Consider the following 13459-nt stretch of genomic DNA (forward strand, 5'->3'; position numbering starts at 1 on the left):
CCGCCGTCGCCTCAGCCGAACGTGAACGAGTACACTTCGACCCCCGCCGACACCCGGACGTCGAGCACGTGGGACTCTCCGTCGCCCGTGTTCTCCGCAACGGCGTATGAGCGGGGCGTGCCCGAGACGCTCACGGTCTTCTCGGTCCCATCGTCGAGGCGCACGCGCACCTCCCCCTCGCCGGCGAGCACCATCCGCACCTCGTCGGCGTGGAAGCGGAGACGGATGCTGCCACCGCCGTCGCCCGAGGGCGTGGCGTACTGCGACTCGATGCGCCACGAGCCGTCCAGCGCGAACGAGTCGTCGGGCTGCGCCGCGGGGAGCGCGTAGTCGCCGTCGCCCGCGCGATATGAGCCGTCGCCGCCGTAGTTCACGTCCTTGGAGGAGCCCAGAAAGGTCTCTCGCGTGCGCGTGCCGGCGTCGGGGGTCTGGTCGGCGACCTCCGTCGGCGCCGGCAGGGTGACACCAGGCTCGGCGTCCTCGAGGAGCTCGCGGATGAGCTTCTCGGTCGCGGCGTAGTTCCCCTCGCCGAATGCGATGTGGCGCACGGTGCCCTTCGCGTCGATCAGGTAATGCGCCGGCCAGTACCGGTTGCGGTAGTTCGTCCACGTCGAGAGGCTGTTGTCGAGCGCGACCGGGTAGCTGATCCCGAAGTCACGGGCACCCGCTGCGACGTTTCCCGCATCCTTCTCGAAGGCGTATTCCGGCGAGTGGACGCCGATCACCCGCAGGCCCGTATCGCGGTAGGCGGTGTCCCACGCGACCACATGCGGGATGCTGCGCTGGCAGTTGATGCACGAGTACGCCCAGAAGTCGATGAGCACGACCTCGCCCCGCAGGTCTTCCAGATCCATCGCTTCGCCGCCGGGCGTGTTGAGCCAGGCCTCGATGCCGCGGATGCTCGGGGCGGTCCCGCACGATTCGAGCTCGGGCGCGCCGTTGGTGCACCGGTCGAGGTCCCGGTTCTCGTCGGTGACGAGGCCGCCGAGGTCGAGCGCGCGCCGCGCGTCGGGGTTGTCGGTCAGCTCGCGCTGGATCCCCGCGGTGTAGTCGGGCACGAGCCGCTGCAGCAGCTGCGGAACGTTGAACACGAGACCGACGGCGAGCGCGAGCATCGCGACCCCGGCAGCGATACGCAGTCCGCGCTCACGCGTGCGGAACGCGCGGATGCGCTCGACGAGGCCGCGGCCCGCGAGCGCGAAGAAGAGCAGCGGCACGGCGACGCCGACTGCGAACGACACCGTGAGCACGACGGTGCCGGCGTCGATCCGCCCCGTCGAACCCGCGACGATGATCGCGGCGAGCACCGGTCCGGCGCACGGCACGAACACTGTGCCGAGGGCGAGCCCGACGCCGTAGCCGCTCCCCCGGTTCTGCACCTCGGTGCGACGCGCGAGCTTCTGGAACGGCTTCTCGAGCACCTGCTCGAACCTCGGGATGAGAAGTCCGACGCCGATCAGCACGAGCACCGCGATGCCCGCCCACCGGAGCACGTCCTGCGGCAGGCCGAGCGCCCCCAGCAGCAGCGAGCCGAGCAGCGTCACGAGCGTGAAGCTCGTGATCAGCCCCGCGATCACGAGGTACGGGCGCCAGCGCGACGCGGGCCTCACGTCGCCGTCGATGCGCGCCGACTGAGCGCCGCCGGTGAGGAAGATGACCGGCAGCACCGGCAGGATGCACGGCGAGATCCCCGTGATGAGTCCGCCCAGCAGACCGATGATGACGAGCTCCATGCGTCCCCCTCGTGCGTCATTGATTATTCGCACCAGTCACCCGTTCGGATTGCGCGCACCGGAAACGGATGCTGCGGGCCGCAGCATCCGTTGCGTCCGATCTGCAATCCGATAAGGCGACCCCTCCGAACAGTCCGTGTAGCCGCTCCCGCGGCACGCACCCCGCACCGGGGACACGCAGACCGTGGTCCGAGGACCGCGGAGAGGAGGAAGACATGTCTCGCATCACCAGGAAGCGCGTCTCAGCCGGACTGGCGCTGGCTGTGGCCGCGACCTTCGCACTGTCCGCCTGTTCGATGGGCGGAACGACCGCCGAACCCACGACCGAACCCTCGACGCCGTCCATGGAGTCCAGCGAGGAGCCGATGACGGCCGACCCCGCCGCGAACCTGGTCGGCCCCGGTTGCGCCGCGTACGCCGAAGCGGTGCCGGACGGCGACGGCTCGATCGAGGGCATGTCGGCGGACCCGGTCGCGGTCGCAGCATCCAACAATCCGATGCTCACGACGCTGACCGCCGCGGTGAGCGGACAGCTCAACCCCGAGGTCGACCTCGTCGACACCCTGAACGGCGACGAGTTCACCGTGTTCGCTCCGACGGACGACGCGTTCGCCAAGATCGACCCCGCCACGATCGAGTCGCTGAAGACCGATACCGCGACGCTGACGTCGATCCTCACGTACCACGTGGTGCCGGGCCGGATCGAGCCGGCAGACATCGCGGGCACCCACACCACGGTGCAGGGTGCCGACCTCGAGGTCACCGGCGAGGGCGACATGTGGATGGTCAACGAGGCCAACGTCATCTGCGGCGGCGTGCAGACCGCGAACGCGACCGTGTACCTCATCGACTCGGTCCTGATGCCTCCGGCTCAGTGACCGACGCCGGCGTCACGCCGGCCATCCGGGGGGCGGCGCGGCCGCCGGCGCCTGCGAGGTGCGCCGGCGGCCTCGTCGTTGCAGGCGCTTGCACGTGGGCAAGACCTCGTCAACCCCTCGGTTCGCGAGGGGCACCCTCCCGTACCGTGGATGGAGACCCGGTGCGGCGCCGGAGGGGTGCGAGCATCGGGCGGGAGGACATGTGACGGACCTGCTCGCGTCGGGGGAGCTCTCCACCGGAGAACTCCTGGACGATCGGTACCTGCTCCGTGAGCGCATCGGCGAGGGCGGCATGGCCCGCGTCTACCGTGCCGACGACATGCATCTCCAGCGTCCGGTGGCGGTGAAAGTCTTTCGTGAGCCGACCGACGCCATCGGCTCGGTCGAGCGCGCGCTGTCGGAGACGACGCTGCTCGCCTCCCTCAGTCATCACTCCCTCGTCACTGTCTTCGATGCCCGCGTCGGCACGGAAGAGACCAGCTACCTGGTCATGGAGCTCGTCGACGGAATCACGCTGCGCGACCTGATCGCGCGAGGACCAATCGATCCTCGGGTGGTCGCCTCGATTGCGATCGACATCGCGGAAGGGCTGCACGTCGCGCACGATCACGGGGTCGTGCACCGTGACATCAAGCCCTCGAACGTGCTCCTGTGGTCTTCGCCGCGGCCCGGGTGGGAGTGGCGGGCGAAACTGGCGGATTTCGGCATCGCGTACCTGATGGACTCGGCCCGTGTGACGACACCGGGAGTGATCGTGGGCACGATGGCGTACGTCGCCCCGGAGCAGGCGCGGGGCGTGGCACCGGCACCTTCCGCCGACATCTATGCGTTCGGCCTGCTGTTGATCGAGGCGCTGACCGGCGAACGCCCGTTCGGCGAGGCCGAGGGTATCGGCACGGTGATGGCGCGGCTTTCGGCGGCGCCCAAGATCCCCGAGTCGCTCCATCCGTCGTGGCAGGGGCTGCTTCGCGGGATGACCGCGATCCGCCCCGACGACCGGCCCACGGCGCTCGAGGTGGTTACGGCCGCGTCGCGCCTGGCCGCGATGGAGAACACCATCGCCCGCGAGAACGTCGACCCTTCGACCGCGCCGCTCACGACGCCGGTCGCAGCCCCTGTCACCGCTCCTACCCAGGTCTTCTCCGCGGCGCTGCCGACGTCGGCGCCACAACGCCCAGGCGGGAGCGGAGCCCTTCGCCGCGACGCCCGCCTGGCCCCCGCCGGTGCATCTCTTGCGCCGTCAGACCCGGACGAGCGGGGTCGCCCGACCCGTCGTGGGCTGGCGATCGGGATCGTCCTCGCGGCGTTCCTCGCCGTCTTGCTCGCTCTCGGGACCCTGTGGCTGTCGAACATCTGGTCGGCTGAACCGGAGCCGGCACCGACCTCACCGGTGGTGGAGGAGCAGGAGTCTCCTGCGCCGGCGGACGAGGCGCCGGCCGAGGAAGAACCCGTGAACGTGCCCGCCGAGCAGGCTCCGTCGGACGACGCGCCGCCGGCTGATACCGGCACGGGCGGGAGCGACAACAGCGGTCCCGGCAACAACAACGGCAACGGCAACGGCAACGGCCCCGGGAGCAACAGCGGCAAAGGCAACGGAGGCGGCAACGGGTGACGTGAGCAACCGCTTTGCGTTGCTAGGGTTGGACACGCCCCTATAGCTCAGTTGGTTAGAGCAACGGACTTCAAGACAATTAAATGGAGCGCCGGCGCAGAAATGCGTCGGATGACCGCCGCTATATGCTGGGACGCCCTGAGAGCCCGAGGTACTCGCCGGAGACGGCAGTGACAATCCGAGGGATTGGGTAATCAGCAGGTAACCGCAAGGGAACCTCAGAGACTACACGCGGCGCACCTGACCGGCTCGGCCGAAGGTGAAGATATAGTCCAGACTGCAAGCCGGAGACGGTGGCTGGGGAAACTCAGTGCAGCAGGTTAATCCGTGGGTCCAGGGTTCGAGTCCCTGTGGGGGCACCACAGTTCCATCGCTCGGATGCGTCGGCGATGACGCGCGGGAAAAGGCATCCCACCCCTCTGGTGCACCCGCCGGTCCTTTCGCTAGGGTCCGAGGCATGACGCCCCGTGTCGGTGTGGACGGTCCGGCTTCCGATGCTCTGCTGGCCGCAGGGCGGTTCTTCACGAGGTGGGACGAGACCCCCGATCATCGGGCGGCGTTCCTCGAGGGCGGCCGTGAGGGCGACGCCTTCTATCGCGACCGGTGGAGTCACGACAAGGTCGTGCGGTCGACGCACGGCGTGAACTGTACGGGCTCCTGTTCGTGGAAGGTGTACGTCAAGGACGGCATCATCACGTGGGAGGCGCAGGAGACCGACTATCCGAGCGTCGGTCCCGATCGCCCCGAATACGAGCCCCGCGGGTGCCCCCGCGGGGCTGCGTTTTCGTGGTACACCTACTCGCCGACGCGCGTGCGCTACCCGTACGTCCGCGGGGTGCTGCTCGAGGAGTACCGGGCGGCGAAGGCGCGCACCGGCGGTGACCCGGTGCTCGCGTTCGGCGAGATCACGAAGAACCCCGAGACGCGGCGCCGCTACCAGCAGGCCCGCGGCAAGGGCGGGCTCGTACGCGCGTCCTGGCGTGAGGCGGTCGAGCTGGTCGCGGCGGGTTACGTGCACACCATCAAGGAGTACGGCCCCGACCGGGTCGCGGGCTTCTCGCCGATCCCTGCGATGTCGATGGTGTCGCACTGCATCGGCACCCGGTTCACGCAGCTCGTCGGCGGCGTGATGACGTCGTTCTACGACTGGTACGCCGACCTCCCGGTCGCCAGCCCGCAGGTGTTCGGCGACCAGACCGACGTGCCCGAGTCGGGCGACTGGTGGGATGCCACCTACCTCATGATGTGGGGCTCGAACGTTCCCGTCACCCGGACGCCCGACGCGCACTGGATGGCCGAGGTGCGCTACCGCGGCACGAAGGTCGTGACGGTCAGCCCCGACTACGCCGACAACACCAAGTTCGCCGACGAGTGGCTCCCCTGCCAGGCCGGCACCGACGCCGCGCTCGCGATGGCGATGGGTCATGTGGTGCTGAAAGAGAACTACGTCGACCGCCGCGTGCCGTTCTTCGCCGACTTCGCGCGGCAGTACACCGACCTGCCCCACCTCGTGCGCCTCACCGAGCGCGACGGCGCGTTCGTGCCGGGCACCTTCCTCACCGCGAAGGACCTCGGCGGAGACACTCCCGAGGACGAGTGGAAGACGGTGGTGCTGGATGCTGCGACCGCCGCCCCGCGCGTGCCCAACGGCTCGATGGGGTTCCGGTACGCCGCGTCGGGCGAGGGCCGCTGGAACCTCGATCTCGAGGGCGTTGAGCCGGCACTGTCCATCGCGGACCTCCCCGCCGCGGCCGCCGCTCCGGAGGCGGTCGAGGTGCTCCTCCCCCGCTTCGACTCCGCCGACGGGTCGGGCGATGTGCTGCGCCGTGGAGTCCCCGCGATGCGGGTGAACGGCATCCTCGTCACCACCGTCCTGGACCTGATGCTCGCCCAGTACGGCGTCGCCCGCGACGGGCTGCCGGGCGACTGGCCGACCGGCCTCGGCGACGCCGAGTCGCCGTACACGCCGGCGTGGCAGGAGGAGATCACCGGCGTGCCCGCGCAGGCGTGCGCGCGCATCGCGCGCGAGTTCGCCGCGAACGCGGTCGAGTCGAACGGCCGGTCGATGATCATCATGGGCGCCGGCATCTGCCAGTGGTTCCACGGCGACGCGACCTACCGCGCAATCCTCGCGCTGCTGATCCTCACCGGGTCGATGGGTCGCAACGGCGGCGGCTGGGCGCACTACGTCGGGCAGGAGAAGTGCCGCCCGATCACGGGGTGGCTCTCGCTCGCCAACGCGCTCGACTGGAGCCGCCCACCCCGCACGATGATCGGCACGGCCTACTGGTACATGCACACCGACCAGTGGCGCTTCGACGGGTACTCGGCCGACGCCCTCGCGTCCCCGCTCGCCGAGGGCAACCTGGCGGGCATGCACACCGCCGACACGATCGCCCAGTCGGCACGGCTCGGCTGGATGCCGTTCTACCCGCAGTTCGACGTCAACCCGCTCGACCTGGCCGACGAGGCCGACGCGGCGGTGGCGAACGGGGCGGCGGCGGATGCAGCATCCTTCGTCGCCTCCAAGCTCTCCTCCGGCGACCTGCAGCCCGCGATCGCCGACGTCGATGCGCCCGAGAACTGGCCGCGTCTGCTCACGCTGTGGCGATCGAACCTCATGGGATCGAGCGCGAAGGGCAATGAGTACTTCCTCAAGTACCTGCTCGGCACGCACAACAACGTCATGGCGACCGACGAGGCGAGTGTGCGGCCCAACGACGTCAAGTGGCACGACGAGATCCCCGAGGGCAAGCTCGACCTGCTGGTGTCGGCCGACTTCCGCATGACCTCGACCACGCTCCTGTCGGACGTGGTCTTCCCGGCGGCGACGTGGTACGAGAAGCACGACCTGTCGTCGACCGACATGCACCCGTTCGTGCACGCGTTCACCCCGGCGATCGACCCGCCGTGGGAGGCGAAGAGCGACTTCGACCTGTTCCACGCGATCGCGGTCGAGTTCTCGGCGCAGGCGCGCACGCACCTCGGCACGCGTCGCGACCTGGTCTCGGTTCCGATGCAGCACGATACCCCGGGCGAGACGTCGCAGCCGGGCGGCGAGGTGCGCGACTGGGCGCGCGGCGACACCGCCGGCATCCCCGGCAAGACGATGCCGCAGTTCACGGTCGTCGAGCGGGATTACACGGCGATCGCCGACAAGCTCGCCGCCGTCGGGCCGCTCGCCGACAAGCTCGGCTTCACGATCAAGAACGTGACGTACGACGTGTCGCACGAGGTCGAGCGGCTGGCCCAGAACAACGGCGTGATGCTCGGCGGCGCGGCCGACGGCCGCCCGGCGATGGACACCGACGTCAAGATGGCCGAGGCGATCCTGGCGTTCTCGGGCACGACGAACGGCGAACTCGCCTCGCAGGGCTTCCGCACGCTGGAGAAGCGCGTCGGCAAGCCGCTGGCCGATCTCGCCGAGGGCTCCGAGGAGAAGCGCATCACCTTCGCGATGACCCAGGCGGCGCCGGTGCCGGTGATCACGTCGCCGGAGTGGTCGGGCTCCGAGACTGGCGGGCGGCGATACGCACCGTTCACGGTGAACATCGAGCGGCTGAAGCCCTTCCACACGCTCACCGGCCGCATGCACTTCTACCTCGACCACGCCTGGATGCGCGACCTCGGCGAGGCCCTCCCGATCTACCGTCCACCTCTCGACATGCACCGGCTGTTCGGCGAGCCCAAGCTCGGGCCCGACGGTTCGCAGCAGGTGGTCGTGCGCTACCTCACGCCGCACTCGAAGTGGTCGATCCACTCGGAGTACCAGGACAACCTCTTCATGCTGTCGCTCTCGCGCGGCGGCCCCACAGTGTGGATGAGTCCGGCGGATGCCGCAGCCATCGGCGCCGCCGACAACGACTGGGTCGAGTGCGTCAACTCCAACGGCGTGCTCGTCGCCCGGGCGATCGTGTCGCACCGCATGCCGACCGGCGTCGTCTACGTGCACCACGCGCAGGAGCGCACGATCGACGTGCCCAAGTCCGAGGCGACCGGCCGGCGCGGCGGCATCCACAACTCCGTCACGAGGCTGCTGGTCAAACCCACGCACCTCATCGGCGGGTACGCGCAGCTGTCGTACACGTTCAACTACCTGGGTCCGACCGGCAACCAGCGCGACATGGTGGCGACGGTGCGCCGCCGCTCGCAGGAGGTGGTGTTCTGATGCGCGTGATGGCCCAGATGGGCATGGTCATGAACCTCGACAAGTGCATCGGATGCCACACGTGCTCGGTCACCTGCAAGCAGGCGTGGACGAACCGGGCCGGCACCGAGTACGTGTGGTTCAACAACGTCGAGACGCGGCCCGGCCAGGGCTACCCTCGCCGCTACGAGGACCAGGACCAGTGGCGCGGCGGCTGGACGCTCAACAAGCGCGGGCGACTGTCGCTGCGTACCGGCAGCCGGCTGAAGCGCCTGCTCACGATCTTCTCCTCTCCCGTGCAGCCGAAGCTCGAGGACTATTACGAGCCCTGGACCTACGACTACGAGACGCTCATCGACGCGCCGCTCGGCGACGACTTCCCGGTCGCACGGCCGAAGTCGCTCATCACCGGCGAGGACACGAAGATCACCTGGTCGGCGAACTGGGACGACGACCTCGGCGGGGCTTCGGAGATGGGACATCTGGACCCCATCGTCGAACGCGTGCGGCGCGAGTCGGAAGACGCCATCAAGCTGCAGTTCGAGAAGACCTTCATGTTCTACCTGCCGCGGATCTGCGAGCACTGCCTGAACCCGTCGTGCATGGCGTCGTGCCCGTCGGGCGCGATCTACAAGCGCGCCGAGGACGGCATCGTGCTCGTCGACCAGGACCGATGCCGCGGCTGGCGCCAGTGCATCACCGGCTGCCCGTACAAGAAGATCTACTTCAACCACAAGACCGGCAAGGCCGAGAAGTGCACGCTCTGCTACCCGCGGCTCGAGGTGGGCATCCCGACCGTCTGCTCCGAGACCTGTGTCGGGCGCCTCCGCTACCTCGGTCTCTTCCTCTACGACGCCGACCGCGTCACCGAGGCGGCGTCGACGCCCGATCCGAAGGACCTCTACGAGGCGCAGCTCGACCTCATGCTCGACCCGAACGATCCCGAGGTGATCGCGGCGGTCCGCGCGCAGGGCGACATCCCCGAGGACTGGATGGATGCTGCGCGCCGCTCCCCCGTCTACGCTCTGGCGAAGACCTACCGGGTGGCCCTGCCGCTTCACCCCGAGTACCGCACGATGCCGATGGTCTGGTACATCCCGCCGCTGTCGCCGATCGTCGACCTCCTGCGCGACCAGGGCCACGACTCCGAGGCCGCCGGCACGCTGTTCGGAGCGATCGAGGCCCTGCGGATCCCCGTCGAGTACCTCGCCGAGCTCTTCACCGCGGGCGACACCGACATCATCACGGGCGTACTGTGGCGCCTCGCCGCGATGCGCTCGTACCTCCGCGACATCACGCTCGAGCGCGAGCGCGACGAGTCGATCCCCGCTGCGGTCGGCATGACCGGCGAGTCGATCTACGCGATGTACCGCCTCCTCGCGATCGCGAAGTACGAGGACCGCTACGTCATCCCGACCGCCCACTACGAGCGCGCGCACGAGCTCGAGGAGCTCGGCTGCTCGCTCGACTTCGACGGCGGCCCGTACGGCAACGAGTCCGGCATGTTCGGCGAGGCGAGCGGCCGCCCGACGCCGGTCGCTGTCGAGACGTTCCACGCCCTCAAGGAGCGCCAGACCTCCGACGCGGCCGCGAGCGGCGAGTCGCTGCGCGGCCGCGTGAACCTCCTCAACTGGGACGGCAACGGCGCTCCGCCGGGCCTGTTCCCCCCGAAGGATTCGACACCGGATGCTGCGCCCGGAGGCCCGTCGTGAACGTCCGGGTGGTCTACCAGGCGGCGTCCCTCTGCCTGAGCTATCCCGACGACGACGTGCTCGGCTCTTCGGCGTTGATCGGCCAGGCGCTGTCAGAGGCGGCGCCGCGGGCCGCAGCATCCTTCGCCCCTCTGCTCGAATGGTGGGCGAGTACCCCGGCCGCCGAGGTGCAGACCGTGTACGTCGACACGTTCGACATGTCGCGGCGGCACGCGCTGTACCTCAGCTACTGGACCGACGGCGACACCCGGCGGCGCGGTGCGGTGCTCGCCGACCTCAAGCGCCGCTACCGCGGGGCGGGACTCGCGATCGACGGCACGGGTGAGCTGCCCGACTTCCTGCCGCTCGTGCTCGAGTTCGCGCGGCATGCGCCAGGCGAGGGCGCGGCGCTGCTGCAGGAGTACCGCGCGAGCCTCGAGCTCATCCGCATCGCCCTCGGCGAGCGCGGGTCGCCGTACGCTGCAGTTGTGGGCGCCGTGTGCGACACGCTGCCGGGCCGCTCCCCCGCCGACCGTCAGCAGGCGATGGCGATGGCCGCCGCCGGCCCCCCGCGCGAATCGGTGGGACTCGACGCGCACGACCCGCGGCTGCTGCCGCTCGAGCCGGTCGGGAGGCGCTGATGGAGCTGTTCCTGTGGGGCATCCTCCCCTACCTCATGGTCGCGGTGCTCGTCGGCGGCACGATCTGGCGCTACCGCTACGACCAGTTCGGCTGGACCACGCGCTCCTCGCAGCTCTACGAATCCCGGCTGCTGAGGATCGGGTCGCCGCTGTTCCACTTCGGCATCCTCGTCGTGATCATCGGGCACGTCGTGGGCCTCGTGATCCCGAAGGCTTGGACCGACGCGCTGGGCGTCTCGGAGGAGATGTACCACCTCGCCGCCCTCGGGCTCGGCACTGTCGCGGGCTTCGCGACCCTCGCGGGGGTCGGCATCCTGATCTATCGGCGCCGCACGACCGGCCCGGTGTTCATGGCGACCACGAAGAACGACAAGACCATGTACGTCGTGCTCGTGGCGGCGATCGTCGCGGGTCTCGCCACCACCGTGCTGAGCGTCATCGGTCCGCCGCACGAGACGACCTATCGCGAGACGGTGGCGCCGTGGTTCCGGTCGCTGTTCGTCTTCCAGCCGAACATCGCGGCGATGAGCGAGGCGTCGCTGGACTTCCAGATCCACACCGTCATCGGGATGGTGCTGTTCATGATCTGGCCGTTCACCCGGCTGGTCCACGCGTTCACGGCACCCGTGCACTACCTGTTCCGCCCGTACATCGTCTACCGCTCGCGCGACGGGCGGCCGACGACGGCGCGCGGGATCCGCCGCGGCTGGGCGCCCGTGGGCACCACCGACCGCACCCCCGACCGCAAGGCGACCACCACGCGCAAGACCGGAGGGCGACGATGACCACGGATGCTGCGGCCACCGCCGCGACCGGCACTCAAGAGCTCCCGGGTCGCACCAAGAACCTGCTGCTCGCGCTCTTGGCCTTCACCATCACGTTCTGGGCCTGGAACTTGGTCGCGCCGCTGGCGGTGCAGTACACGGCCGAGATGGGGCTGACCTCCACCGAGGCCTCCCTCCTCATCGCGACGCCGGTGCTGGTCGGGTCGCTCGGCCGCATCCTCACCGGTGCCTTCACCGACCGCTTCGGCGGCCGCCTGATGTTCACGGTCCTGACGGCGGCGTCTGCCGTGCCCGTGGTGCTGGTGGCCCTCGCCGGAGTGTGGGGCTCCTACGCGCTCATGATCGCGTTCGGGTTCCTGCTCGGCATCGCGGGCACCACCTTCGCGATCGGCATCCCGTTCGGCAACGCGTGGTACGAGCCCGCCAAGCGCGGCTTCGCCACGGGCCTGTTCGGCGCGGGTATGGGCGGCACGGCGCTGTCGTCGTTCTTCACCCCCCGGATGGTGGCGTGGTTCGGCTACGTCGCGACCCACCTCATCATCGCGGTCGCGCTGCTCGTGGTCGCGGTCATCGTGTGGCTGTTCATGAGGGACTCGCCTCTGTGGAAGCCGAATACCGCACCCGTCATGCCGAAGCTCAAGGCGGCGTCGAAGCTCGCCGTCACGTGGCAGATGGCTTTCCTCTACGCCGTCACCTTCGGCGGCTTCGTCGCGTTCTCGACGTACCTGCCGACCTACCTCAAGGAGGTCTACGGGTACGACCTCGCCGACGCCGGCGCCCGCACCGCGGGCTTCGCCATCGCGGCGGTCATCGCCCGGCCCGTCGGCGGCTGGCTGTCGGACCGCATCGGGCCGGCGACCGTGCTCAGCATCTCGCTCGGCGGTGCTGCGGTGATGGCGGTCGTGATCGCGCTGCAGCCGCCGCCCGAGCTCGCCGCGGGAGCGTCGTTCGTGCTGATGGCGCTCTTCCTGGGTCTCGGCACCGGTGCGGTCTTCACCTGGGTCGCTCAGCGGGCACCCTCCGAGCGCGTCGGCACGGTCACCGGCATCGTCGGCGCGGCCGGCGGACTCGGCGGCTACTTCCCGCCGCTGGTCATGGGCGCGACGTACAACGCCGAGGCGCACAGCTACACGATCGGGCTCAGCCTGCTGTGCCTGACGGCACTCGTGGCGCTGGGCTTCGTGATCTTCCTGGCGCGGAGGGATCGCAAGCGGGTCTGAATCGGTCAGCGCGCAGTCGAGGCCGCGATGAGCCACGCGGCGATGCTGAGCGCGAGCGCGATCAGCGGGTACCAGAACGCGCGGTGCTTCCGCGACAGTGCGACGATGCCGGCGACGGCGCCGATCACCGCCAAGGCGAGCGGCATGTACCCGCCCAGCACGATCGCGACCGTGTTGTCGTGGTTGCCGATCGCCCACACCAGCGAGACGAAGAAGAGCACCACCGCCGCGCCGACCGAGAAGCCGATCAGCAGCAGGGTGGCGACGAGATCGCCGATGCTCCGCTCAGCCGGCGCCGCAGCGGTCACGAGCCGAGGCCGATCTCGTAATGCACGAACCCGGTGTGCGTCGCGACGCGGTCGTAGAGCGCCCGGGCGGTGGCGTTGGTCTCCTGCGTGAGCCAGTACACCTTCGCAGCGCCGTGGTCCCGTGCCCAGTCGGTCACGTCGGCGATGAGCGCGCGCCCCGCGCCGGTGCCCCGGGTGTCGGGGGCGACGAAGAGATCCTCGAGGTAGACGTAGGGAGCCGCCGACCACGTCGCCGCGTGGGTCAGCCAGTGCACGAAGCCGATGACGCGGCCGTCGTCGGTCGCCACGGCCCCGTGCATCGGGAACTGCGGGTCGAGGAGGCGGTTCCACGTCAGCGCGGTCTGCTCGTCCGACACCTCGGACTCGTAGAACTCGATGTAGCCGTGCCAGAGCGGGAGCCAGGCGTCGCGGTCGGCAAGGGCGAGGGGTCGGATCTCGGTCACG

10 protein-coding genes are annotated in these 13459 nt (G+C 69.6%); 7 read left to right on the forward strand and 3 right to left on the reverse strand.

Annotated features, from left to right (window positions below; genetic code table 11):
* Window positions 1-11 precede the first annotated feature (11 nt).
* Window positions 12-1733: a cytochrome c biogenesis protein CcdA gene (locus ACVN90_RS13945; RefSeq protein WP_475098821.1), complete on the reverse strand. Its 1722-nt coding sequence runs from the start codon at window positions 1731-1733 to the stop codon at window positions 12-14.
* A 215-nt stretch (window positions 1734-1948) separates the two neighbouring features.
* Between ACVN90_RS13945 and ACVN90_RS13950 the strand changes: the two genes are divergently transcribed.
* The 7 genes from ACVN90_RS13950 (at window position 1949) to ACVN90_RS13980 (ending at window position 12707) form a co-directional block, all read left to right on the forward strand.
* A complete protein-coding gene (locus ACVN90_RS13950) occupies window positions 1949-2611 on the forward strand; it encodes a fasciclin domain-containing protein (RefSeq protein ID WP_475098822.1) in 663 nt (220 codons plus the stop codon).
* Between the two features lie 202 nt (window positions 2612-2813).
* Window positions 2814-4223, forward strand: a complete 1410-nt coding sequence (locus tag ACVN90_RS13955; protein WP_475098823.1) for a serine/threonine-protein kinase — start codon at window positions 2814-2816, stop codon at window positions 4221-4223.
* 457 nt (window positions 4224-4680) lie between these two features.
* Window positions 4681-8391: a nitrate reductase subunit alpha gene (locus ACVN90_RS13960; protein WP_475098824.1), complete on the forward strand. Its 3711-nt coding sequence runs from the start codon at window positions 4681-4683 to the stop codon at window positions 8389-8391.
* Window positions 8391-10082 (forward strand): nitrate reductase subunit beta, encoded by a 1692-nt coding sequence (narH, locus tag ACVN90_RS13965; RefSeq protein WP_475098825.1) that lies wholly within the window; start codon window positions 8391-8393, stop codon window positions 10080-10082. The genes ACVN90_RS13960 and narH overlap by 1 nt, the downstream gene beginning before the upstream one ends.
* Window positions 10079-10702 (forward strand): nitrate reductase molybdenum cofactor assembly chaperone, encoded by a 624-nt coding sequence (narJ, locus tag ACVN90_RS13970; RefSeq protein ID WP_475098826.1) that lies wholly within the window; start codon window positions 10079-10081, stop codon window positions 10700-10702. Before narH ends, narJ begins: the two co-directional genes overlap by 4 nt.
* Window positions 10702-11487 (forward strand): respiratory nitrate reductase subunit gamma, encoded by a 786-nt coding sequence (gene narI, locus ACVN90_RS13975; protein ID WP_475098827.1) that lies wholly within the window; start codon window positions 10702-10704, stop codon window positions 11485-11487. The genes narJ and narI overlap by 1 nt, the downstream gene beginning before the upstream one ends.
* Entirely contained in the window at window positions 11484-12707 is a 1224-nt protein-coding gene (locus tag ACVN90_RS13980) for a nitrate/nitrite transporter (protein ID WP_475098828.1), read from the forward strand. Before narI ends, ACVN90_RS13980 begins: the two co-directional genes overlap by 4 nt.
* Window positions 12708-12712: 5 nt before the next feature.
* Here the strand turns inward: ACVN90_RS13980 and ACVN90_RS13985 are convergent, their stop codons facing one another.
* Window positions 12713-13015 (reverse strand): hypothetical protein, encoded by a 303-nt coding sequence (locus ACVN90_RS13985; protein WP_475098829.1) that lies wholly within the window; start codon window positions 13013-13015, stop codon window positions 12713-12715.
* Window positions 13012-13458, reverse strand: a complete 447-nt coding sequence (locus ACVN90_RS13990; RefSeq protein ID WP_475098830.1) for an N-acetyltransferase family protein — start codon at window positions 13456-13458, stop codon at window positions 13012-13014. The genes ACVN90_RS13985 and ACVN90_RS13990 overlap by 4 nt, the downstream gene beginning before the upstream one ends.
* Between the last annotated feature and the right edge of the window lies 1 nt (window position 13459).

Source organism: Microbacterium sp. F01 (assembly GCF_056156365.1).

Bases quoted from the DNA above. Each gene is read 5' to 3' on its own strand.
- ACVN90_RS13945 (WP_475098821.1), bottom strand. From the start codon at position 1,733: ATGGAGCTCGTCATCATCGGTCTGCTGGGCGGACTCATCACGGGGATC.
- ACVN90_RS13950 (WP_475098822.1), top strand. From the start codon at position 1,949: ATGTCTCGCATCACCAGGAAGCGCGTCTCAGCCGGACTGGCGCTGGCT.
- narH (WP_475098825.1), top strand. From the start codon at position 8,391: ATGCGCGTGATGGCCCAGATGGGCATGGTCATGAACCTCGACAAGTGC.
- ACVN90_RS13960 (WP_475098824.1), top strand. From the start codon at position 4,681: ATGACGCCCCGTGTCGGTGTGGACGGTCCGGCTTCCGATGCTCTGCTG.
- ACVN90_RS13980 (WP_475098828.1), top strand. From the start codon at position 11,484: ATGACCACGGATGCTGCGGCCACCGCCGCGACCGGCACTCAAGAGCTC.
- narI (WP_475098827.1), top strand. From the start codon at position 10,702: ATGGAGCTGTTCCTGTGGGGCATCCTCCCCTACCTCATGGTCGCGGTG.